20 protein-coding genes and 1 pseudogene are annotated in these 21,736 nt (G+C 71.3%); 7 read left to right on the forward strand and 14 right to left on the reverse strand.

The genetic code is table 11. From position 1 onward, the window contains the following. Positions 1 to 109: 109 nt before the first annotated feature. Both Pflav_RS17555 and Pflav_RS17560 read right to left on the reverse strand, forming a co-directional pair. On the reverse strand, positions 110 to 997 hold the full coding sequence (locus tag Pflav_RS17555) for an SWIM zinc finger family protein (protein WP_232071536.1): 888 nt from the start codon (positions 995 to 997) through the stop codon (positions 110 to 112). Continuing rightward, positions 994 to 3,993, reverse strand: coding sequence for a DEAD/DEAH box helicase (locus tag Pflav_RS17560; RefSeq protein WP_173042480.1), 3,000 nt, complete (start codon positions 3,991 to 3,993; stop codon positions 994 to 996). Before Pflav_RS17560 ends, Pflav_RS17555 begins: the two co-directional genes overlap by 4 nt. A 70-nt stretch (positions 3,994 to 4,063) precedes the next feature. Between Pflav_RS17560 and Pflav_RS17565 the strand changes: the two genes are divergently transcribed. The 7 genes from Pflav_RS17565 to Pflav_RS17595 all read left to right on the forward strand — a co-directional run bounded on the left by Pflav_RS17565 (position 4,064) and on the right by Pflav_RS17595 (position 8,868). Then, positions 4,064 to 4,834, forward strand: coding sequence for an aldo/keto reductase (locus Pflav_RS17565; RefSeq protein WP_232071538.1), 771 nt, complete (start codon positions 4,064 to 4,066; stop codon positions 4,832 to 4,834). A 121-nt stretch (positions 4,835 to 4,955) separates the two neighbouring features. Then, positions 4,956 to 5,774, forward strand: a complete 819-nt coding sequence (locus tag Pflav_RS17570) for a hypothetical protein (RefSeq protein ID WP_173037128.1) — start codon at positions 4,956 to 4,958, stop codon at positions 5,772 to 5,774. A gap of 38 nt (positions 5,775 to 5,812) precedes the next feature. Next, positions 5,813 to 6,508, forward strand: coding sequence for a hypothetical protein (locus Pflav_RS17575; RefSeq protein ID WP_173037129.1), 696 nt, complete (start codon positions 5,813 to 5,815; stop codon positions 6,506 to 6,508). An 8-nt stretch (positions 6,509 to 6,516) separates the two neighbouring features. After that, positions 6,517 to 6,900: a hypothetical protein gene (locus Pflav_RS17580; protein ID WP_173037130.1), complete on the forward strand. Its 384-nt coding sequence runs from the start codon at positions 6,517 to 6,519 to the stop codon at positions 6,898 to 6,900. Positions 6,901 to 6,929: 29 nt separating this feature from the next. Beyond that, the gene (locus tag Pflav_RS17585) at positions 6,930 to 7,889 is read left to right on the forward strand and encodes a YfhO family protein (RefSeq protein WP_173037131.1); all 960 of its coding nucleotides are present in this window, start codon (positions 6,930 to 6,932) and stop codon (positions 7,887 to 7,889) included. A gap of 14 nt (positions 7,890 to 7,903) precedes the next feature. Continuing rightward, positions 7,904 to 8,566: a lysylphosphatidylglycerol synthase transmembrane domain-containing protein gene (locus Pflav_RS17590; protein ID WP_173037132.1), complete on the forward strand. Its 663-nt coding sequence runs from the start codon at positions 7,904 to 7,906 to the stop codon at positions 8,564 to 8,566. After that, entirely contained in the window at positions 8,566 to 8,868 is a 303-nt protein-coding gene (locus Pflav_RS17595) for a hypothetical protein (protein ID WP_173037133.1), read from the forward strand. Before Pflav_RS17590 ends, Pflav_RS17595 begins: the two co-directional genes overlap by 1 nt. Before the next feature lie 761 nt (positions 8,869 to 9,629). On the opposite strand, the gene Pflav_RS17600 is transcribed toward Pflav_RS17595, so the two are convergent. The 12 genes and pseudogenes from Pflav_RS17600 to Pflav_RS17650 all read right to left on the reverse strand — a co-directional run bounded on the left by Pflav_RS17600 (position 9,630) and on the right by Pflav_RS17650 (position 21,732). After that, the gene (locus tag Pflav_RS17600; RefSeq protein ID WP_232071540.1) at positions 9,630 to 10,079 is read right to left on the reverse strand and encodes a DMT family transporter; all 450 of its coding nucleotides are present in this window, start codon (positions 10,077 to 10,079) and stop codon (positions 9,630 to 9,632) included. Next, positions 10,066 to 11,529 (reverse strand): bifunctional glycosyltransferase/class I SAM-dependent methyltransferase, encoded by a 1,464-nt coding sequence (locus tag Pflav_RS17605; RefSeq protein ID WP_173037134.1) that lies wholly within the window; start codon positions 11,527 to 11,529, stop codon positions 10,066 to 10,068. The genes Pflav_RS17600 and Pflav_RS17605 overlap by 14 nt, the downstream gene beginning before the upstream one ends. 9 nt (positions 11,530 to 11,538) lie before the next feature. Continuing rightward, positions 11,539 to 12,753: a glycosyltransferase family 39 protein gene (locus Pflav_RS17610; protein ID WP_173037135.1), complete on the reverse strand. Its 1,215-nt coding sequence runs from the start codon at positions 12,751 to 12,753 to the stop codon at positions 11,539 to 11,541. A 300-nt stretch (positions 12,754 to 13,053) separates the two neighbouring features. Beyond that, positions 13,054 to 13,731, reverse strand: coding sequence for a class I SAM-dependent methyltransferase (locus tag Pflav_RS17615; RefSeq protein ID WP_173037136.1), 678 nt, complete (start codon positions 13,729 to 13,731; stop codon positions 13,054 to 13,056). 63 nt (positions 13,732 to 13,794) lie between these two features. After that, positions 13,795 to 14,178 (reverse strand): glycosyltransferase, encoded by a 384-nt coding sequence (locus Pflav_RS17620; RefSeq protein ID WP_173037137.1) that lies wholly within the window; start codon positions 14,176 to 14,178, stop codon positions 13,795 to 13,797. Beyond that, positions 14,175 to 14,936, reverse strand: a complete 762-nt coding sequence (locus Pflav_RS17625; protein WP_173037138.1) for a glycosyltransferase family protein — start codon at positions 14,934 to 14,936, stop codon at positions 14,175 to 14,177. The genes Pflav_RS17620 and Pflav_RS17625 overlap by 4 nt, the downstream gene beginning before the upstream one ends. Positions 14,937 to 15,023: 87 nt before the next feature. Continuing rightward, on the reverse strand, positions 15,024 to 15,809 hold the full coding sequence (locus tag Pflav_RS17630; RefSeq protein WP_173037139.1) for a class I SAM-dependent methyltransferase: 786 nt from the start codon (positions 15,807 to 15,809) through the stop codon (positions 15,024 to 15,026). Further along, positions 15,806 to 16,780, reverse strand: a complete 975-nt coding sequence (locus tag Pflav_RS17635) for a lysylphosphatidylglycerol synthase domain-containing protein (protein ID WP_173037140.1) — start codon at positions 16,778 to 16,780, stop codon at positions 15,806 to 15,808. Before Pflav_RS17635 ends, Pflav_RS17630 begins: the two co-directional genes overlap by 4 nt. After that, entirely contained in the window at positions 16,777 to 17,505 is a 729-nt protein-coding gene (locus tag Pflav_RS47980; RefSeq protein ID WP_332107876.1) for a glycosyltransferase family 4 protein, read from the reverse strand. The genes Pflav_RS17635 and Pflav_RS47980 overlap by 4 nt, the downstream gene beginning before the upstream one ends. Then, positions 17,397 to 17,870 (reverse strand): annotated as a pseudogene (locus Pflav_RS45740) (glycosyltransferase family 4 protein); the annotation flags it as partial. The pseudogene Pflav_RS45740 and the gene Pflav_RS47980, both read right to left, overlap by 109 nt. A gap of 12 nt (positions 17,871 to 17,882) precedes the next feature. Then, positions 17,883 to 18,839: a glycosyltransferase family 2 protein gene (locus tag Pflav_RS17645; protein ID WP_197938607.1), complete on the reverse strand. Its 957-nt coding sequence runs from the start codon at positions 18,837 to 18,839 to the stop codon at positions 17,883 to 17,885. A gap of 7 nt (positions 18,840 to 18,846) precedes the next feature. Continuing rightward, positions 18,847 to 21,732, reverse strand: coding sequence for a glycosyltransferase family protein (locus Pflav_RS17650; RefSeq protein ID WP_173037141.1), 2,886 nt, complete (start codon positions 21,730 to 21,732; stop codon positions 18,847 to 18,849). Between the last annotated feature and the right edge of the window lie 4 nt (positions 21,733 to 21,736).

Raw genomic sequence — 21,736 nt, forward strand, 5'->3', positions numbered from 1 at the left:
AAGAGCCGCCCCTCCAGGGGAAACTTCTCGCCACGGACGACCTGATCACCCATCGATCGAGGTCTCGTCTGCCGTGACTCGACCATCGGCGTTCGTGCGGCGGCCTGGGCTACGGCGGTGGCTCAGCGGCGAACGCCTCGTAGGCCGGGCGGAGCCTGGCGACCAGGCCGGCGCCGCCCAGTGCCGGCGCCGGGGTCGGGAGCTGGCGCAGCAGCAGGTCCGGCTCGGTGTCGAGCGTGGGCGGGCGCGCGGGCAGCGGCTGGGGCGGGAGCCAGAAGCGGTCCACCGCCTCCTCCAGCGGCGGGTCCGCGACATCGGCCAGCGCGGCGGCGGCACCCACCGCCACTGCCGGGCGCGGGCGGCGGGCGGTCCGGCGGGCGGCCGCCGAGCCCTCGACGCCGCCGTCCCGCAGCAGGCGCAGGCGGGTCAGCAGGTCGTCCCGGGAACGGCCACGCCAGTGCAGGATCTGGAACGGGTCCCCGTCGAACTCCTCGGCCAGCAGGTAGAACGTCGCCGCCAGGTGCTTGCACGGCACCGCGTAGTCCGGGCAGGTGCAGTCCATGCGCAGGTCGGCCACCGCCTGCGGGAAGAGCGGCGCCTCCAGGCTGGTGAAGAGCTGCTCCAGCTCGGGCGGTACGTCGCCGGCCAGCAGGCGGGCACTGTAGATCGCCTGCCCGGCCAGCGCCTCCTCGACCCGCGCCCACACCGCCGCCGAGAAGCGCTCCAGGCCGATCGTGACCTCGTACGGCTCCGCGCGCGAGCCCTGCACCGACGCGTTCACCTCACCCGGTGCCACGGTGAGCGAGAGGACCTGGCCCTTGCGGGCGTACGCGCGGCCGCGGGTCAGGCGGGTGCCGATCGCCAGTGACTCCAGCACCGACAGGAAGCGGCGGGACCACCACGACTCGCCGATCGCGCCACGGGTACTGCGCGCCTTCAAGCCACCCTCGACGCTGCGGGTGCGGCCGTACTGGCGGAAGCTCGTCGGCTCGGTCACTCGACCACCGCCCCCGATTCCAGCGTGAAGAGCCGCCGCAGGTCCGATGTGGACATCTCGGTGAGCCACTGCTCGCCGGTACCCACGATCTTCGCCGCCAGGCCCCGCTTCTCGCGGATCATGCCGGCGATCTTCTCCTCGACGGTGCCGGCGCAGACAAACTTGCGTACCTGCACCGCCCGCCGCTGCCCGATCCGGAACGCCCGGTCGGTCGCCTGGTCCTCCACCGCCGGGTTCCACCACCGGTCGACGTGCACGACGTGGTTGGCCGCGGTCAGCGTGAGCCCCGTGCCGCCGGCCTTGAGCGAGAGCACGAAGAGCGGCGGCCCGGTCTCACCCTGGCTCGAGCCTGTTTGTCCAGGGTCGGCAAGCCTCCCCTGGAAGCGCGCCACCATCGCGTCGCGGTCCTTCTTGGACACTCCACCGTGGAGGTAGAGCACCTCGCGGCCGAAGCGGGCCGACAGGTGGGCGCGCAGCATGCCGCCGAACTCCGCGTACTGCGTGAACAGCAGCGCCCGCTCCCCCGCCGCCAGCACCTCCTCCAGGATCTCCTCCAGACGGGCGAGCTTGCCCGAGCGCCCGGCCAGCCGCGTGTCGTCGTGCAGGAACTGGGCTGGGTGGTTGCACACCTGCTTGAGCTTGCTCATCGTGGCGAGGACGAGGCCGCGCCGCTCGATGCCGTCGCTCCGCTCGATCTTCTCGATCATGTCGTCCACCACCGCCTGGTACAGCGATGCCTGCTCGCCCGTCAGGTTGCAGAGCACCTCCATCTCCAGCTTTTCGGGCAGGTCCGAGATGATCGTCTTGTCCGTCTTGAGCCGCCGCAGCACGAACGGGCCGGTGATCCGCCGCAGCCGCGCCGCCGCCTCCTCGTCACCGTGCCGCTCGACCGGCTCCGCGTACTTCTTCTTGAACGCCGACGCCGCGCCCAGCAGCCCCGGGTTGGCGAAGTCCATGATGGACCAGAGGTCGGCGAGCCTGTTCTCCACCGGGGTACCCGTGACCGCCACCCGGTGCCGCGCCGGCAGGGCCCGGACCGCGGCGGCCTGGCGGGTGGCGGCGTTCTTGATCGCCTGCGCCTCGTCCACGACCACCCGGTGCCACGCGATCTCGCCCAGCGCCTCCGCGTCCCGCGCCGCCACCGAGTACGTCGTGACGACCACGTCCGCCTCCCGCACCGCCGCCGCGAACTCGGCCCCACGCGCCCGCTCCGCCCCGTGGTGCACGTGCACCCGCAACCCCGGCGCGAACTTCGCCGCCTCCCGCTCCCAGTTGCCAACCAACGACATCGGGCACACCAACAACGTCGGCCCTACCTCCGCCGAGTCGCCAGCCATCAGAGCAAGCAGCTGCACCGTCTTCCCGAGGCCCATCGAATCCGCGAGGACGCCGCCCAGGCCCAGCGTCTCCAAGAACGTAAGCCAGGAGAGGCCGCGCTTCTGGTACGGGCGCAGCGTGCCCACGAACCCTGGCGGCGGCTCGATGGGCTCCAGGTGGCGTTCGGCCTCGCCGGCGAGCAGGTCGCCCAGTGGGCCGTCGGCCGTCACGGCCTGGATCGGGAGGGCGTGCGGGTCGTCCTCCATGGACAGTCCGAGATGGAGCAGCTCGCCCACGCTCATCTCGCCGCCCGACTTGAGGAGCTTGAGCCCGGCGGCCAGGTGCTTGGCGTCCAGCTCGACCCACTGGCCGCGCAGGCGTACCAGCGGGGTCTTGAGCTTGGCCAGCTCGCGCAGCTCCTTTTCGGACAGTGACTCGTCGCCGATCGCCAGCTCCCACTGGTAGTCCACAAGGGAGCGCATGCCGACGGCGCTGGCCGTGGCGACCGTGCCGGGTGCGGAGCGGCGGCCTCGGGCGCGCAGCTTGGCGCCCAGCTTGGAGCCGGGGCGGCCCCACCAGGTGGGCAGCAGCACGCCGAACCCGGCCGCGTGCAGCTGTGGTGCCCCCTCGCGCAGGAACCTGTGCGCGCCGGTCACGTCGAGGTCGAGTGTGGACGGCTTGGCGGTGCGGAGGGCGTCGTCGAGCTCGGGCCAGAGGCGGCTGGCGCGGCCCAGCTCGGTGAGGAGTGTCTCCTGTGGAGCGTCGAGGTGGCGGGCGAGGGCGCGGAGGGCTCCTCGGGAGCGCCACACCTTTTCGGCGTCGACGACGAGGCTGGGCTCATCTGCCGCTTGGAGGGAGAAGTCGACGCGCCACCTCTGGACCTCTTCCTCGTCGGGCTCGACGAGCCGGAAGCAGGCTCGCACGGCGCCGCCGGCCGCGTCGCGCTGCCACTCGGCCACGGCTTCGGCGAGGGCGGCGAGCGCGGACGCGTCAGCGTCGATGTGCCGCTCGCGCCCGGACAGCGCCCCGAGCCAGGAGCCGGAGATGGTGCCTCGGCCGCCCGCGAGCCGTACCCCCTCCAATGCTGTCCGGGCGGCGGCGTCCACCAGCGCGTCGAGCATGCCCCCGACGAGCGTCCCTGGGTTTTCGCCGGCCGCGCGGGCGGCGGGTGGCAGCGCGGCGGCGAGCGCGCGGGCCCAGGCGGCGTCGGCGCCGGTCAGCAGCGGCCGCCAGGCGGCCGCGCCGTCGGTCACGGTCGGCAGGACGCGCCCGCGCCGCACCAGGTCCGCGGCGAACGCGGCCACCTCCGCCGCGTGCCGCAGCGAAGAGCCATGGGCCACGCGGTCGTCCAGGCCGCGGAGCAGCGGCAGCGCCGCGTCGGGGTCCAGCTCAAGGGTTGGTACGAGCCATGGGGCGAGCGCCACGGCGGCGCTTCTACGGGCCGGCGGGTCGGTGCGGACCAGCTCGGGCGAGTCGAGCGGGCGTCCGCCCGAGCTCGGCAGGCGGAGGGTGGTGGTGGCGTGGCTCCCCTTCGCGACGGCGTCACCGAGCGCGGCGGCGATGGTGTCGGCGGGGGCGGCGAAGGGGTGCTTCTTCGTGCGTCGTGCGCGCACGGTGGAGTCCTCGGCCCAGAGGCCGAGGTGGCCGGTGGGCAGCCACAGAGCGTGTACGACCAGCACCGTCCAAGTCTGCCAGCCCGATGGGGTGAGCCGGCGGAACGGCGCGGCGGCACTCGCTAGGTTGGGTGGCATGACACAACCCACCGTGAGCGTCGGTGCCGGCCTCGATATGCCGCTGCTCGGCTTCGGCACGTGGCAGCTGCCCGGCACGCAGGCGTACGAGCCGGTGCGGGTCGCGCTGGAGACCGGTTACCGGCACATCGACACCGCGACCATGTACCGCAACGAGAGCGAGATCGGCCGGGCGCTGCGCGAGAGCGGGGTGCCGCGCGACGAGGTGTTTCTGACCACGAAGCTGCCGGCCGAGCAGGCGGGGCGGGAGCGGGCGACGATCGAGGCGAGCTTGAAGGCGCTCGGCGTCGACCAGGTGGACATGTGGCTTGTGCACTGGCCGCCGCACGGTACGGCGCGGCCGCAGACGTGGCGCGAGCTGATCACGGCGCGTGAGGACGGGCTGACTCGCGCGATCGGGGTGAGCAACTACAGCGTGGCCCAGATCGACGAGCTTACGAAGGCTACGGGTGTGACGCCGGTGGTCAACCAGATTCCGTACAGCCCGGCGCTGCACGATCCCCAGTTGCTGGCCGAGCACCGGGAGCGCGGGGTGGTGCTGGAGGGGTACAGCCCGTTCCGCCGCAGCGACCTGCGCGAGGCGGTGTTCGCCGAGGTGGGGGCGGCGCACGGGGTGATGCCGACGCAGGTGATCCTGCGGTGGCACATCCAGCACGAGATCGTGGTGATCCCGAAGTCGGCGACGCCGGAGAGGGTACGGGAGAACTTCGATGTGCTCGGCTTCGAGCTGACCGGCGAGGAGATGGCCCGCATCGACGCGTTGCGATAACTCAGGAAACGCACAGGCTCTCGCGCGCGCCCTCCGGGGCCACGCGGCGGAATCGGACGTCGTAGGCTATCCGGGTTTACGTCGCGTATTCATCCGTACCCCCACTGGTCTAGGAAGCTCGATGGTCTTGCCGCGCGCACTGACGCCGCCAGCTGATCCGGACACGCCAGACCCCGCGCCACAGCAGGCGGTTCGCACGTCGCCGCCGCGCCGGCTGGACCGCATCCTGCCGGTCGTGGTGCTCCTCGCGATCGCCGGCTTCGCCATGATCGGGATCGGGTCGCCGCTGTTCGGCCAGTCGACGTTCGCGTCGACGAACGAGATGGCGGGCACCTCGCCGTACAGCGAGGTGCCCGAGTTCGCCGACGTCCGGGCGACCAACAACTACCTCGACGACACGTGGGACTCGGCGCTGCCGAACACGATTCTCTTCGCGGACCAGCTGCGCGAGGGCAACATCGCGGCGTGGAACCCGTACACGGCGGGTGGGGTGCCGCTCGGCTCGACGCCCAACTACGCGCTGGCGTCGCCGCTGACGGTGCCGTTCTACGTGCTGCCACTGTGGTACGCGCCCGGCATCGTGAAGCTGCTGGAGATCATCGTCGCGGTCGGCGGCATGTACCTCTTCCTGCGCCGCCTCCGGATCGGCACGGCGCCGGCGCTCCTCGGCGGTCTTGTCTACGCGAGCAGCGCGTTCATGGTGGTGTGGACGGGGTGGCCGCAGACGCGGGTGGCGGCGTTCATTCCGGCGATCTTCTGGGCGGTCGAGCTGATCGTGCAGAACAGGCGGCTGCGGGACGCCGCTGTGCTGGCGCTGGCGCTCGCGGCGATGATCTTCGGTGGCTTCCCGGCGGTCACTGGCTACACGGTCGCCACGGGTGGCCTGTACCTCCTGGTGCGGCTGCTGGCCACGTACTGGGGCAGTGGCGCCAGCTGCTGAGTGGGCTGGGCTTGGCGGTCGGCGGGGTGGTGGGCGCTGTGCTGCTCACCGCCATCCAGCTCGTGCCGTGGGTCGTGTTCATGAACAGCGCGTACGTGGTGGGGCGCGGCCAGACGCCGGGCGACCACCTGGACCTGCCGAGCCTGGTGACGATGATTTCGCCGTGGGCGCTCGGCACCGTCAACCCGTACGGAGACATCTACTGGTACCTGCCGGACAATCTCGTCGAGTCGATGTCGTACATCGGCGCGGCGTCGCTGGTGCTCGTGGTGAGCGCGGTCGCGATGGCCCGGCGCGGACGGGCCGCACTCCCGCAGGCCGCCTGGCTCTTCCTGGTCATCTCCACGGCCGTCTGGCTGGTGCTGATCTACGGCGGCGGGTTCCCGCTCAAGGTGGCGCAGAGCCTGCCGTTCCTGTTCTCGGACAACTTCGTCGGCCGGTCCCGCTGCATCCTGGGCTTCCTGCTGGCGGCGCTGGCCGCGGTGGGGCTTGACCTGCTGCTGCGCCGGCGGGCCGCGGCGCGGGAGGATGGCCCGGACGCGGCTGACGCAGCGGCTCGGCGGCGCCGGCGCTGGGGGCTGGCGTGGGTGGCGCTCGTCTGGGGCTCCGTCGCGGCCGCGGGCCTCTTCGTGTTCCAGGACGCGCGGCGGCAGGCGTACCTGGTCGACAAGCTCAGCGGCGGTGGCTCGCCTCGGCTCGACAAGCTGACCAACGAGTTCGGCCTCGCGGGCTGATCGTGCTGATGGCGCTGGCGTGCGCCGCCGCCCTCTGGTGGCAGGGTGGCCGCGAGGACGGCCGGGGCGGTCGGCTGCGGCTCGTGGCGGCTGCCGTGCTGCCGGTGCTGGTCGCCGGGCAGGCGCTCTACTTCGTGGTGCCGTACTGGCCGCGTTCGCCCAAGAGCACGTTCTACCCCGTGACGGACGTGCACACGTTCCTCGGCACGCACGAGGGCACGGACCGCTTCGCGAGCCTGCACGGCTCGATGACGCGCAGTGTCGAGTCGGCGTACGAGCTGCGGGCCGCGACCGGCCACACGTTCGCCAGCCGGGAGTACGGCGAGCTGATCCGGTCGACCGGGGGAAGGGAGCGGCCTCCTCCACGACCATCGCGGTCGCGGGCGGGATGAATTTCGCCACGAGCCCGACGCTCGACCGCATGTCCATCCGGTACGGCGTCTCGACGCTCGACTCCCCGGTGCCCGGCGCGCCGCGGCCCGCTCCCGCCACGACCGGCGTGACCACGCTAATGCCCGAGACACCGGTGACCCTGCCGGTGCCGGGCACGGGGCCGATCCGGGCCGTACAGCTCCAGCCGGCGGAAGACCTGCGCTGGGCACCGACCGAGCGCCTCGAGGCGGTGCTCACGGACGAGACCGGGCGTGAGGTGGCCCGGACCGACCGGCGGATCGACCGTACGAACACGACGCGGCCGACGACCATCCCACTCGCCGCAGAGGGTGTGGCACCGGACGCGCGGCTCTCCGTCAAGATCACCGTGCACGCGAGCCAGGGCATCAAGGTGAACGCGGTGGGCAACGCCCCCGCCCTGGCCGCGGTCGGCGCGCAGGACGATGGGCTCAAGATGGCGTTCGTCGGTGACGCGACGGTCATCGAGCGCACCAAGGCACTCCCCCGCGCCCGCTGGGCCAGCACCGCTGTGGTGGAGCCGGACGGGGCGCGCCGGATGGAGCTGCTGCGGAGCGGCACGCTCACCGCCGACCAGGTGGTGCTGGATCACCGGCCGAGATCCGAGGCCGCCGGCGGCACGGGCGACGTCAAGATCACGGAAGAGGGTACCGACGCCACGGAGGTCACGGTGACCGCCCGCGGCTCCGGCTACCTGGTGCTGACCGACCCGATCCAGACCGGCTGGACGGTCACGGTCGACGGCACCCCGGCCACGCTGCTCAACGCCGACCACGCGTTCGTCGCGGTCGAGATTCCGGACGGCAGCCACACGGTACGGTTCCAGTACTCCAGCCCGGGCGGCGGCATCGGCGGCTGGCTAAGCCTCGCGGCCGCGCTCGCGATCGTCGCAGTGCTGGTGGGCGGTGCCGTGCGGGACCGTCGCCGCCGGGCACTACGCTCATCGGGTCCGGTCCCTACCGATCTGTGAGTTGAGCCGAGCCCATGACCGTCCGTGATGACGTACCCGAATCTGCCCCGGCGCAGCCGAAACCGGCGAGTTCGTGGCGGACCCGGCTGCGCACCGTGGTGCTGGTCATCGTGCTGGTCGCGGCGGCCGCGGCCATCGCGCGCAACTGGCGGGAGCTGGTCGAGGCGCTGGGCGAGCTGTCCCCGTGGGCGGTGGTCGCGGCGAGCCCGTTCTCGCTCGCCGCGATGATCATCAGCCTCTTCACGTGGCGCTCGCTGATGGCCGACTTCGGCGCCCCGCTCCGACGCGGCGACGCCGCCCGGATCTTCTACCTGAGCCAGCTCGGCAAGTACATCCCTGGCTCGATCTGGTCGATGATCAGCCAGGCGGAGCTCGCCCGCGACCTGCACGTGCCGCGCCGCACCACGCTCACGGTCGGCGTGCTCACGATCGTCATCGCGCAGGGCATCGGCCTGCCACTGGCGATCGTGACGCTGCCGTTCGCCGCCCCCAACGCCGCCGAGCGGTACTGGTGGATCGCGCTCGTCGCGCCGCTCTTCCTGGCGGTGCTGCACCCGAAGCTGCTCACCTGGCTCCTGAACAAGGTCCTGCGGCTTGTCCGCCGCCCCCGCTCGACCACCCGCCGTCGTGGCGCGGGCTGCTCCGCACGGCGGCACTCCAGGCCGGCGTGTGGCTGATGTTCGGGCTGAGCGCCTGGATCCTCGTGATCGGCCTCGGCGGCTCGCCAGCCGAGGCGCTACCCGCCGCGATCGGCGGCTACGCGCTCGCCCACTGCGTCGGACTGCTCGCGGTGGGGCTGCCGGCCGGCGCCGGCGTGCGGGACCTGGCCCTGGCGGCGGCACTCTCGTCGGTGCTGTCCGCACCACAGGCACTCGTGGTCGCACTGGTGGCCCGCATGATCATCACCGTCGTGGACCTACTGCTCGCCGCGATCCAGATCCGCCGCCGCACCAGCTCCCCCGCCAACGCCCCCGCCTGACCGCCGTTACCGACCCGGCCTCGCTGCCGGCGGCACGGGCGGACCGGAAGAACTCTGGATCTAGGGCCTGTTTCAAAATCCTTGCCGGGCTGCGCCGGGCCCAGACGACGACCGGCGGCGCCGGGCGTAAGGCCGCATACAACACCGGTATGCGACCTTGCGCCCGACTTGCCGGATCGCCGCCTGGATCCCGGCTCGCCTCGACAATCCTTTTGAAACAGGCCCTAGTCGACTGCTACCAGGGCGACACAAAGTCGACTAGATCTCGCGGGCTTGGCCACAGCGACACCTTGGGTGGGCGCTTTGGCTGGTTTGTCCGCACGCCGCAGGCTTCCAAATCGGGTGCTGCCGGCCGCACGGCGGCCGTCGACACCTGGTTCCCTTGATCAGCGCTGCGGCCGGGCATCATCTGGCAGATCGTGGTACTTAGCTGCCCCTCTGGGGACAGTTAGGTACCACGATCGCTGATGGGCTCCGACGATCAAGGGGACACAGGTCACCGCGGGCGGAAGCGGGTCGGCATCAGCCCGAGCAGAGGGCCGAGAACCAGTCGAAGGGTTCAAAACGGACGCGCAAATGTGGACAAGACGCAGGGCGGGGCGCGGGGCGCCAAGCAAGCGAGTAACCCCAGGCGTGGTCCGGCGCCGGCACCGTAGGCGGGGCCGGCGGCGGCCGAAGGCCGGGGTTGGGTGTGGGGCGCGGAGGGTGAGGCCGCGGGAGCAGCGGTCTGGAGCCCGGCGGACGTCGCGGTAGCTCAGAGGTTATGTGGGTTTTGTGACGACCACGATGACCAGGCCGCCCACCACGCACAGCGTGCCCACCCAGGTCCAGATGTTGGCACGCTCGTCGAGCAGTACCACGCTGGCGGTCAGGATGGCCAGGTACCCCAGCGCGTTGAACGGGTAGGCGATGCTCAGCGGCAGGCGGCTGAGGGTGGTCAGCCAGGCCAGTGCGGAGATCGCGAATACGGTGAGGCCGAGCAGCACCCATGGTGAGGTGGCCGCGTTGATGGCCAGGCTGCCCTTGCCGGCAGTGGCCTTCTCCGTTGCCAACTGCATGCCGTGCTTGAGCAGAACCTGACCTGTGGCGGCGGTGGCCACTGCGAAGAGCAGCAGTGACAGGCTCGCGGCGGTCAATTTACGCCTCCTGGCGGGACGGGGCGGGTCGGCGGGGTCGACGACGGGCGCGCGCTGGCCCTCAACCGTGGACAAGCTGGGCCTCCTCGGCATGCGGCGTCAAACGCATGATGAACTGGTAGCCGAAGAAGGTCGGGCGCAGCTTGACAAGTCCGCGGTCGACGCGGCGCAGCAGCCGGAGCCGGCGGCCGTCCATCTCGGATACGACGCCGAGCGGCAGGCCGGTGGTGCGCTCCTCCACCACGTCGAAGCCGGACTGCCGCACCAGGCGGCGCAGCGTCGAGCGGGTGAAGAAGCGCAGGTGGGTGTCGTCGAGGATGCCTCGCCGGTCGTAGCCGAACATGCCGAAGGTGGTCCGGGTGCGCGGGTACCAGTGGCCGAAGTTGGGCACCGACAGCAGCACCTGGCCGCCGGGGCGGAGCACCCGCTGCATCTCGCGCAGCGCGGCGCCGGGGCGGGCCACGTGCTCGATGATGTCGCCGGCGATCACCACGTCGAAGCCGGTGCCGACCTCGGCCGGGATGCCGTACTGCAAGTCGACCTGGTGGAAGGCGTCGGTCCGCTCGCGGACGGACGGCACCTCGATGTAGTCGATGCCGGTGACGTGGTGCCCGGCCGCCCGCATGAACTCGGCGAGCCGCCCGCCGGAGCAGCCCACGTCGAGCACCCGCGACGGCGGCGCGGCCGAGAGCATGTCGAGGAGCTGGGCGTGGGAGGTACCGTCGCCGTCCTTGAACGCGTACTCGTCGGGCGAGGCCACCCAGTTGGACGTGCCGAAGCCCTTGCTGGCGAACCGGTACTCGATGACGTCCTTGATGACGTCCTTGGCGTACCGCATCCCGTTGACGTAGCAGATCTCGTCGCCGTAGTACGTCGGGATCGGGATCTCCACGATCCGCTTTCCGGCGTGCACGAGCTGGATGATGATCTGGGTGTCGAAGTCGAAGTCGTCGGTGTTGTTCTGCAACGGGATCTCGGTGAGCGCCCGCACACTGTAGGCCCGGTAACCGGAGTGGAACTCGGTCAGGTTGGTGCCGAGCATGCGGTTTTCGACCTTGGTCAGGATCCGGTTGCCGACCAGCTTGTAGAGCGGCATGCCGCCCTTCCGGGCCGCGCCCTTCTCCATCATGCGGGAGCCGAAGACCGCGTCGGCCTCGCCGTTGACCAGCGGCGCGACCATCTCGGGAAGCATCTCCGGGGCGTACTGGCCGTCGCCGTGCAGCAGCACGATGATGTCCAGCCCGCGCTCGATGGCGAGCTTGTACCCGGCCTTCTGGTTGCCGCCATACCCCAGGTTTTTGGGGTGCCGCATAACTATCGTCTTGACCAGGTGGTTGCGCTCGGCCCAGCTCTGCCCTTCGAGGTGGGTGTCGTCGTGACTGGCGTCGTCGAGCACGAGAATCTCGGCGATCTTGTCGCGGAAGTCCACCGGGATGCGGTCAAGCGTCTTCGCCAAGGTGGTCGAGGCGTTGTAGGCAACCACGAGGATGCCGATGCGTGGGTACCCCGAGGAAGTGTTCGACACCAACTTCTCCTAGCTGAGGACGGTGAGGGAGTCGTCGTTGGCCGGACCGCCCGGATCACCAGGGCGGGGCCGGCGCAGGAGCAGTAGGCCGGCGACCACCACGGCGGCGAGTGCCAGCCAGATAGAGACGGCCAGGACGTACGGTCGGGTTGTCGCGATGGGGAACGCCCTCGCGACGTCCCATTCCCAGGGGTAGGGATTGCCGTTCCACGTCCCGTAGATCAGGATCAGGAACACGCTCGAGAGCGCGTTGTAGACGGTGGCCAGCCAGACGTTCACCAGGTACGCGGCGGCCAGCGGCCAGACCAGGTACTGCATGCCGAACGCGGGGCTGAGCAGCAGGAACAGCCCGAACGCCACGCCGACCGCGGGGCCCAGTGCGGCGGGCCGGCGCCACACCATCAGCACCGGCAGCACGGCGCAGAGCAGCAGTGCGATGAAGCGGCCCGGGCCGACGAGGAAGTCGGTGAAGCCCTCGGGCAGCTCGAGCCACTCGACGAACTTGACCAGGCCCCACTCGCGGATGTCGATGCCCTGGTAGCCCAGCACGTTGTCGCTGAAGTCGCGCCAGTGGGTCAGCAGGACTGGCCCCCAGAGCGCCGCCATGACCACCCCGGACGCGGCGAGGAACGCGACCGCGCGGCGCCAGCCGGATCGGAACGCGACAAGCAGCAGCACCGGCAGCAGCATGACCGGCACGAGCTTGACGCTGACCGCGGCCGCGTACGACACGCCGGCGAACGCTGCCGTGAGCGGCGAGCGGTACGCGACGAGCAGGAAGGCGGACAGCAGCGTGAACATCACGAAGACCGGGTCGGTGTTGCCGTGGAACCCGGAGACGATGATGAGCACGGGGCTGAGGGCGACGAGCAATCCGGCAACCGTGGCGTGGGCCAGCCCGTGCCAGCGGCGCACAAGCTCGAAGACGAGGACGGCGGTGACCACGTCGGCGAGGGTGGCCGGCACCCGGATCAGGAATGGGACGTCGCCGATCCCGTGAAAGTCGAGCCAACTAATCAGTTGCAGCAGGTAACTGGTCAGTGGCGGATGGTTGTAGAGCGCGCCATTGAACTCAAGACCATAGATGCCGATCGGCCCGTGATCGCGGACCGCGTCCGTGAAGCGGAGCCAGTAGCGGACGTCGTTGGTCCCGAATGTGTTGGCGGCGAACAGGAATTTGATCACCGTGACGCCGGCGACGACCCCGAGCACGAGCAGCCTCATGCCGCCGGTCAGCGAAAGACCTTTCCGGCGACCGTCTGGCGCCGGCGTGGCGGCCTCGGCGTCCTTGTCGCGCTGTTGCGCGAGCGGCGCCGAGAATTCCCCGTGGACACACTCATTTAGTGATCAACCCCCGAAGGAGACGGCGTCAGCGCCTCCAGGTGAATTCTCGACATGGGAGTCAAGCCTGAGCACCGAAAGTGAATCCGGAGGATCACGAGCACCGCCGTACCGTATCGGTTAGCAACTGCCCGTGCTACCCCGGCCTTCGTGCTATAAAACCGGACCGTTTCGCCGACGTCTTCAGGCGGCGGGGCGGCGGGCCACCGCGACAAGTCCGGGACCCTTGCGCGGCGAGAAGCTCTGGAGCGCGGTGAACGGCGTAATGCCGACCTTGACCGCGAGACCGGTCAGGCGCGCGCCTGGCTGGAGCACCCGGCCGGAGCCGGCGGTGCGCTCCTCGACGCTGCTCTCCGCGACCTCGCTGCTGCGCCGGACGGCCAGCCGGTCCCGGATGCCGTCCAGGGCGTAGCCGAGCGGCCACGCGTAGTGACGCAACGTGATGTCGACGGCGCCCGCCTTGGCCAGGCGCTCGCCGAGCTGCTCCGAGCTGTACCTCCGGTAGTGGCCCACGTGCTCGTCCCAGGGGCCGAACCGCTCCGGGTCGGCGGGGACGGAGAGCACCAGGTGCCCGCCGGGACGCACCAGCGGCAGCCACTCCTCCAGCGCGCCGGCGTCGTCCTCCAGGTGCTCGAGCACCTCGAACGCGCACGCCATGTCATACGTCCCCGGGTCGGGCGCCTTGAGGTGGTCGCCGTGCACGACGGTGCCGCCGGCGGGCGTGATCCACTCATGGGCCGCCTGCCACGACGTCTCGTCCGGCTCGACAGCTGTATAGGTGCCCATCCGGGCCAGCCGTGCCCCGAATCCACCTCGGCCGCAGCCGAGCTCGAGGATCGTCGACGGGGCGATCCTCCGCACGGCACTGCGGACCACCGCCCAGCGCAGGGCGGCGCGGGGGCGAGCGGGGGAGGGCGGTCGGGCTCATCGGTGTCCATACTCCAGATGGTCGACGGATCGGCGGAGCTGCTGAACGACGGCGGCGGGACGGAACCGCTCGGCAGCGTACATCTGGCCGCTCGTCTTGAGCTTTGCCAACCGGTCCCGGTCGTCAGCCAGGGAGCGTAGAGCGTCGGCCAAGGCACCCGCGTCACCGGGGGGCACCAATACGGCCGAGCCCTCCAGCGCGGCGCGCTGCGGCGCGGTGTCCGAGGTGACGACCACGCAACCGGCCGCGAGCCCCTGGTAGACCTTTGTCGGCACGACCCGCTGCGCCTTGTCGGTGGTGCCGAAGATGCCGAGGCTGACGTCGTGCCCGGCGACCAGGTCGGGCAGCCGCACGCCCGGCACCCAGTCGAGCCAGGTCACCCGGGGTTGGGCTTGGCCAGCTCCCGGCACCGCTCGTAGTCCTGCCCGGTGCCGACCATCGTGAACGCGATGCGGTCGTCACTGGCCAGCTCGGCGATCGCCTCGCCGATCGTCGCGGTGCCGTGCAGCGGGGTGAAGAGCCCGACGAAAATCACCTGGAGGGGTGTGCCTGGGTCGTGGGGGGTCTCGAGGTCGGGCTCGTGGGCGGCGCCGGCCTCGAACCAGACCTCGCCCGCGCCGACCGGGACGACCACGGCCCGCTCGGCGGCGTCGGCCGGCAGTGTCGCGCCCTGCTCAAGGGTGTCGATCACGACCACGTCCGCGCGGCGCAGCGCGCTGCGGTCGATCCAGCGCATCAGCTTGGCCTTGACCCCGCCGCTCCCTGCCAGCGCCCGGTCCTCGGCGGTGCCGGCGGCGGAGACGAGGTGGTCCAGCGCGATCGGGGTGCCTCGGAAGAGCCGGCGGGCCAGCCGCACGTCGAAGTGCCCGAGGTAACCGACGAGCACGGCGTCGGGCGGTGTGCTCCGGCGCTCGCGCCGCGCGGCGACCGCCAGGCGGGACCAGCAGGTGGCGAGCCGCCAGGCGAGCAGCGGGAGGCGCCACGGCTGGCGGAGCATGGCCACGCGCGCGGCCGTGGATAGGCGCAGCGGCGCGTTGACCTCGACGACCTCGTCGCCGCTGGCACGTAACCCCTCGATCAGGACGGCCACCCGAGGGTGGCGTTCCACGTCGAATGTCCCGAAAGCCAGCCAGCGCATCCGCGAAGCGTACCGGACACCTTTGGCACGACGGTGCCCCCGTGGCCCGCCTCGCCACATGGCGCGATCAATGCCACGGGCGTCACATCAGTCGCGGACGAAGGCCAGCCTGATGAACGTGTAGTCGATGCCTACCCGCTTCCAGTGCACCGGGCGCTCGGGGTGCGCGAGCTCCAGCTCGCCGAGCAGCCGCAGCCCGTGCCGCTCGGCGAGCGCCACCATCTCCTTGATCTCCACCGGGGAGAAGATGTGCACCGGCTTGCCGTACGCCATCTTGCCGCGCGTGTCCGTCGGGTCCTGGTCGTAGTCGGTGGAGACGACGAGCACGCCGCCCGGGCGCAGGATCCGGGCGGACTCGGCCAGGAACGGGTCCAGCGGCACCCCGTGCTCGATCACGCTCATGCAGGTGACCGCGTCGAAGCGGGCTTTCGGGAAGTCGGTGGCGGTGATGTCGCCGTACCGGAACAGGACGCCGTCGCGGCGGACGTCCGCGCCGAACTCCAGGTTGTTGCCGACCAGGTCGCGCAGGCCGAACAGGCGCAGCCACGGCAGTACCGGGGAGTACCGCGCGCTGCCGGCGTCCAGTACCGCCGCGCCCGTGCCCAGCCGGGAAAGGATCAACCCCACGGCGCCGAGCGCGTCCCAGTTCTTCGGGCGGTCGTGGTGCGGCGGCAGGCGCAGCCGCCGGCACTCGGCGAGCGCGGCCACCCACTCGCCGCGCGTACGGAGCACGTCCGTGGGGGGCATCGGCGCGGGGTGGGCGGCCGGCGCGGCGATCGCGCGCTGGAGCCGCACCCGGGTCCACAGCAGGCCCTCGGCCACCCGCTTGGCGAGCGCGGTGGCCACCCCGCCGGGCGGTGCCGCCGCGCTCACGTCCCCTCCTCCTCCGGATGCTTCGGCTTGTGGATGCTCAGCGTCGCCATGCCCAGGTCCACGGCGGCCAGCACGAGGCGGGAGACGAGCACGACGGCGGCCGCGGACTGCGGCGAGATGACGGTGGCGAGGGCCGCGCCGAGCGCCAGCTCCCGCACGCCGAAGCCGGCCGGCGCCGGCACGAAGAGCAGGCCCGCGCAGTACGCCAGCGTGAAGCCACCCACCGCCAAGGGAAGCACGGTCCAGCCCTCGGCGCCGGCCGCGCGGACCAGGACGAAGCAGTGCAGCCCCATCAGGCACCAGCTGAGGATCTGCCAACCTGTCGCGGCGAGCATGCCTCGGCCGGTGGGGCGCACGGCGATCGGCGGGCGGCGGAACGTGCGGAACAGCAGGTTGATGCCCCGGGTGGTGACCGCCGGGTGGATCGCCGCGACGAGTACCGGCAGGATCAGCCACAGCCACCAGTACTGGCGCAGCGCGTCGCCCGCGCCGAACGGCAGCAGGATCACCGCCATGCTGAGGCCGACCGCGAGCGACAGCACGACCGCGAGCACGCTGACCGCGAACGACACCGCGCGCGGCACCCTCAGGAACTTGGCCAGCTCGACCTGCGCGACGAACGTCCAGACCGAGCCGGGCAGGTACTTGCCGAGCTGGCTGCTGTAGAAGACCCGGGCGGCCGGGATCACGGGCAACGGGTGGCCGAGGTCGGCGAGCAGGCGCCGCCAGGCGAGCATGCCGGCGACACCGGCGCCGACCACCAGGGGTACCGAGCCGAGCGCGGCACCCCAGCCGATCTCGCTGAGGGCGGGGCCGGTCTCGCCCCAGTGGGCGGCGATGTACCAGACGCCGGCCGTGGCCGCGAGGACCAGGAATCCGATCTTGAGCCAGATGCCGAGCCCACGCGGGCGGCGTGGCGCCGGCGGCGCGGGAGCAGACACGGTCGTGCCGGACGGGGTGGGCGGGGTCACGAAGAGGCCGTCGCGAGGACCGCGGCGCAGTACGACCGCCAGCCGGGCGAGGCGTCGGCCGGGCTCACCGACCCGCGCAGCCGCTCCGGCTCGCCCTCGACGTAGAACCGGCGTAACGCCTCGCTCAGCGAGCCGATGTTGTCCGGCGCGCAGAGGACCCCGTCGACGCCGTCCCGGACGTCCTGCTCCACCGTGCCGACCCGGGTCGCGATCACCGGGCGGCGGTGGGCGTACGCCAGGAACACGTTGAGCGAGGCGGTCACCGACCGGTACGGCAACACAAGCGCGTCGACGTCGGTGAAGAGCCCGGGTACGTCGTCGGCGTCCACGTACCCAGGGCGAAGCTCCACTCTGGACGCCAGCCCGAGCTCGCCGACGAGCTGCTCGGTCTCCTCGGCGCCGCCCCAGAATTCTCCGGCCACCCGCAACGAAACGTCCTCCGGCCCGTGGTCATGGCGTGCAGTAACAGGTCGAGCCCCTTGTACGGCCGCACGATCCCGAAGAAGAGCAGCCTGTTGAATACCTGGTCGGAAGCGGGCGCCGGTGTCCCGTCGCTGACGACCACCGGCGCCATGTGCTCCACCACCACCGGACGGTCGGTCAACGACTTGGCCAGCTCGGCCTGCTCGTCCGAGTGAACCAGAACCTCGTCGACCCTGGCCAGAACACTGCGGGTGAGCCGCATGTCCATCGCGTGGCGCTCGTGCGGAAGCACGTTGTGGCACTGGGCCACCACGCGCGTCCTACGGCCGCCGCCCAACCCGGCGAGGATTGCCAGGTACGCCGGGAGCTGCATGGGTGTGGCCACGACGAGCACCACCACGTCGTAGGCGCGTAGCCGCCGGCCGCAGGTCAGCCAGGTGTCCGGGCGCCGCCAGGACAACCGGCGAACCGTGTCCGGAAACGGTGGCAGCTCCGGCTCCCCCAGCGTCAGCTGCCCTGGGTAGAGCAGCCTCGGGTACTGGTGCGACCAGGACTCCAGCCGTACCTTGTGACCCGCCGCGGTCAGCTCGTGGGCCAGCGCCGTCGTGTACTGGGCGATGCCGCCCTTGTACGGATGTGCCGGCCCCACGATGGCTACGCGCACCACGTGGAGGCCCGCTCAGTCAGCCCGCGACCGGACGATGAGGTCGGCCAGGAGGGCTACCGCCGCGATGATGAGCCCGGTGACGATGAGCAGCATCGCGTTGGTGGTGACGCGGAAGTAGTACTGGAAGATGTCGACGATCGCCTTGACCACGCCGAGTCCGAAAAGGAAGAGCGCGAGCGGCATCAGCACCTTGATCGGGTTGAAGTACACCGTCATGCGAAGCACCTGGAGGATGTACCGGTAGGCGTCCCGCACGAAGTGGAACTTGCTCTTGCCGGACCGCTTGGCGTACTCGATCGGCAGGAAGTCGACCTGGTGCTGGTTGGACAGGAACGCGAGCGTGATCGTGGTGACGCAGGAGAACCCGGGGGGCAGCAGCCGCAGGTAGGGCAGGGAGACGTCCTTGCGGAACGCGCGCAGGCCGGAGTTGAGGTCCGGGATCTTCGTACCGGCGAGCAGCTCGGCGAACTTGCGGATGGCGAACTTGGCCGGCACCCGCAGCACCTTGTGGCTGCCCTGCTCGGTGGTGCGCGCGCCGACGACCTGGTCGACGTGCTCGTTGTCGCGCAGGTACCGCGCGAACTCGGGGATCCGCTCGTTCGGGTACGACATGTCGGCGTCGGTCCACACCACGATGCCGCCGAACGCCTCCTGCGAGCCGATGCGGCGGGCGGTACCGGAGCCGCCGTTGCGCTGGAACGCCATGATCCGCATGTGCGGGAAGCGGGGCTCGGCCTCGCGGATCACGGCAAGCGTGTTGTCGGTGGACTTGTCGTCGATGACGAGCAGCTCATAGGTGAACTCGCTGGCGTCCATCGCCTTCGTGATGCGCTCGATCTCGTCCACCACGTGGGTCTGCTCGTTGTAGCAGGGTAGGACGATGGTCACGTCAAGCGTGGCCCGCTCAGGTTGAGTTGGTGCCATCGTGGGGCGCCCCTCGGCGGTCCGTACCGTCTGCTCGATAATCATCGACTCGTCACAATCTGGCCCGGCGTGCGTCGCCGATGCCCTCGGATGCGGAACGGCGGCGGTCCCGGACGCGTCCGGCCACCACCACCACGACGAGGGCGATGACCATGAGCATAGAGACCCAGCCGCCGAGATTATCGTATGGCGCGGCATATTGGACGCGCACCAGGTGCTCCCCAGCGGGGACGGCGACGGCCGCTAGGCCGTGGTCGGCCGGCACGAGGTCGGCCGGCTCCCCATCTACCGTGGCTTTGAACTGGCCCTGGATCGCATCGGCGATCACCAGGTATCCGGCGCCCTTGGCGGACACCGAGACCTCTATCTTGTCGGTGCCGTCCTCGTCGATCCGCAGGTCGGCCGGCGCACCGTCCGTGTGCGGCCCGGGCGTGTCGAGCACGACCTGGTCGGCGCGGAGCGTGCCGCTCGTTTCGAGGTCGACCCGGGACGGGCCGTCGGGCTGGACGATCGCGTCGCTCGCCCAGCGGATCCGCGGCGCCGCGTTCAGCCGCTCGTACACCACGGCGGGGCTGGACCGCACGAGCCGCAGCCCGTCGCCGGTCGAGGTGACCGTACCGACCGCGACCCGCCCGAAGGTGCCCTCGGCGCTGAGCGGCCCGCCGAACCCTGTGGTGTTGAAGTCGACGGTCAGCTCGGTACCCACCGGTATGTCCTCGCCCACCACGGGTACCTCGAACGCCTTACCCGCGCCCATCGCCCGGGCCAGCCGCTGGGACCGGGCCACCTCCCGGCCGTCGGGGTCCTTGAGCACCACCTCGACCGTCGCATCCGGGGTGCGCGGCGGCAGCGGGCCGACCGGCGTGATGACCACCGCCCGCAGCGGCTCTTCGACGATGAAGTGCGGCAGGGCCGGCGTACCCGGTACGACGGTGATCGGCGAGCCACCCGACTGGGGCGGCGTGCGGCGGCCGAACACCCGGTCGGACGGGCTGGTGACGAAGTAGCGGACGCCGAGCCGGTCGAGCACGGGGCTTGTCGCCACGTCGGCCCGCGCGGGATTGTCGAGCCAGGTGGGCGAGCCGAACTGCTCGGTCGGCAGCCCCTGGACAAGCTCGGCGAAGCGCTCGTGGACGAACTGGTGCCCGCTCAGCGCCCGCAGCTGGAGCTGGGAGTCGGCGCCGGCGTACATGGCCGTCCAGGTGCCGGCGAACCGCTCGTGGCCCAGGTGCTCCCTGAGGTACCGGTGGGTCTCGGTGATCGGGTAGAAGGTCTCCTTGCCGACCCGGGGCAGGTACGGGACGGTCAGCGTGAGCGCCTGCACGGCCGCGAGCACGGGCAGAATGGCGGCCGCGCCCACGCGCACCCCGCCCCACAGCCGCCCCGGCCGGCCGCCCGACCACCACGCCAGGGCGACGGCACCCGCTGCTACGGCGAGGAAGGCGAGGCCGATCAGTACCTCGCGGTCGAGCTGCCCCACCCGCTCGGCCCGCCGCGCGGGGTCACCGCCCGCGATCCGCCGCGCCTGCCAGAAGATCAGTACGCCGAAGAGGGCGATGGCGCCCGTGACGCTGGCGGCGTACCGGAAGCGGAGGCGGCGCACGTCCTCGGCGACGGGCGCCTCCGGCCGGCGGCGCAGGATGACCTCCAGGCCGATCGCCGCGAGCGCCGCGACGAGCAGCCACACGACGCTGCGCGCGCGCCCGACGAAGTTGGTGGAGAACACCGGCAGGTGGTGGATGACGCCGACGCCCGGCGCCGTATAGATGACGACCAGCCAGACGCCCAGTGCCGCGACGAGGAACGTCCAGATGCCCCTGGGCAGGAAGGCGCGGGCGGCCCACGGCATCGCCACGGCGAGCACGACGAGCACGAGCCCGGCCGCGCCGACGTAGGACATCGACTCGACGAGGTTTTCCGGCAGGTACCACTGCGGCGGTCTGGAGGGGGTGACCGTGCCGAGCGCCCACGGGGCAAGCGAGGTGAGCAGGCTGGAGGCGGCGAGGTGCTCGCTCGCCTCCTGCTCCCGCCCGGCGATCAACACCTGCGACATCTCCCGGATGAACGGCAGCAGCTGGAACGCGAGCAGCGCCACCCCGCCGGCCAGCCCCAGGGTGGCGCCGGCGACCACCCAGATCGGCCGGCGGATCTGCCCGGGGTACGCGGCGACGGCGCGGAGCACCAGGTAGGGCGCCGCCGTGAACAGCGTGAACGCGGTGACCGCCGGGAAGCCGCCGGCGAGCATGCCGCCGACCGCGAGGCTGATCAGGGCGGCGTCGCGCACCCGCCGCTCCTGTACGAACCGCTCCAACGTCCAGAAGACCGCCGGGATGAACGCCGCCGTGCGGGTGTGTGGCCAGTTGGTCCAGACGATCATGAAGGCGCTGCTCGCGAAGACGAGCCCGCCCAGTACCGCCGCGGGCCGGCCCAGCCGCAGCCGCCGCAGGAACAGGAACGTCACGACCCCGCAGAAGACGGTCTCCAGCAGCTTCACGTAGCCGGGCGCGAGCGTGTCGGGCAGCAGGTAGTACGGCAGGGTGAGCGGGTTGGCGAGGCCGAGCGTGGGGATCGCGCCGAGCGGGACGCCGCCGACGACGTACGGGTTCCACGCCGCGAGGTGTCCGCGCCTGAGCTGCTTGGAGAAGAGCAGCGTGTCCGGCATGACCGCGTCGAACGTGTCGTCCATGTAGTCGTTCTGTATCGGGATGCCGGCCAGCCCCGCGTCCTGGTACGGGCTGCGCACTTGCAGCTCGTCGGTGGCGGCGAGCACTGAGCCGCCCCACAGCGGCGAGCCGATAGTGCCGAGCGTGAAGAGGACGAAGGCCAGCACCCCGACCGTGGTGAGCACGTCGGGTCGCCACCACCGCCGGCGCGGGCCGGGCGGCCCGTCGTCCTCCGGCGCCGGCGCGGACGGCAGCGTGGTGTGCTGTATCGCCATCGCC

This window comes from Phytohabitans flavus, assembly GCF_011764545.1.
GTDB lineage: Bacteria > Actinomycetota > Actinomycetes > Mycobacteriales > Micromonosporaceae > Phytohabitans > Phytohabitans flavus.

Coding starts and splice junctions, on each gene's coding strand:
- Pflav_RS17565 (WP_232071538.1), top strand. CDS start 4,064: ATGACACAACCCACCGTGAGCGTCGGTGCCGGCCTCGATATGCCGCTG.
- Pflav_RS17570 (WP_173037128.1), top strand. CDS start 4,956: ATGGTCTTGCCGCGCGCACTGACGCCGCCAGCTGATCCGGACACGCCA.
- Pflav_RS17580 (WP_173037130.1), top strand. CDS start 6,517: ATGGCGCTGGCGTGCGCCGCCGCCCTCTGGTGGCAGGGTGGCCGCGAG.
- Pflav_RS17585 (WP_173037131.1), top strand. CDS start 6,930: ATGTCCATCCGGTACGGCGTCTCGACGCTCGACTCCCCGGTGCCCGGC.
- Pflav_RS17590 (WP_173037132.1), top strand. CDS start 7,904: ATGACCGTCCGTGATGACGTACCCGAATCTGCCCCGGCGCAGCCGAAA.
- Pflav_RS17595 (WP_173037133.1), top strand. CDS start 8,566: ATGTTCGGGCTGAGCGCCTGGATCCTCGTGATCGGCCTCGGCGGCTCG.
- Pflav_RS17610 (WP_173037135.1), bottom strand. CDS start 12,753: ATGAGGCTGCTCGTGCTCGGGGTCGTCGCCGGCGTCACGGTGATCAAA.
- Pflav_RS17625 (WP_173037138.1), bottom strand. CDS start 14,936: ATGCGCTGGCTGGCTTTCGGGACATTCGACGTGGAACGCCACCCTCGG.
- Pflav_RS17645 (WP_197938607.1), bottom strand. CDS start 18,839: ATGATTATCGAGCAGACGGTACGGACCGCCGAGGGGCGCCCCACGATG.
- Pflav_RS17650 (WP_173037141.1), bottom strand. CDS start 21,732: ATGGCGATACAGCACACCACGCTGCCGTCCGCGCCGGCGCCGGAGGAC.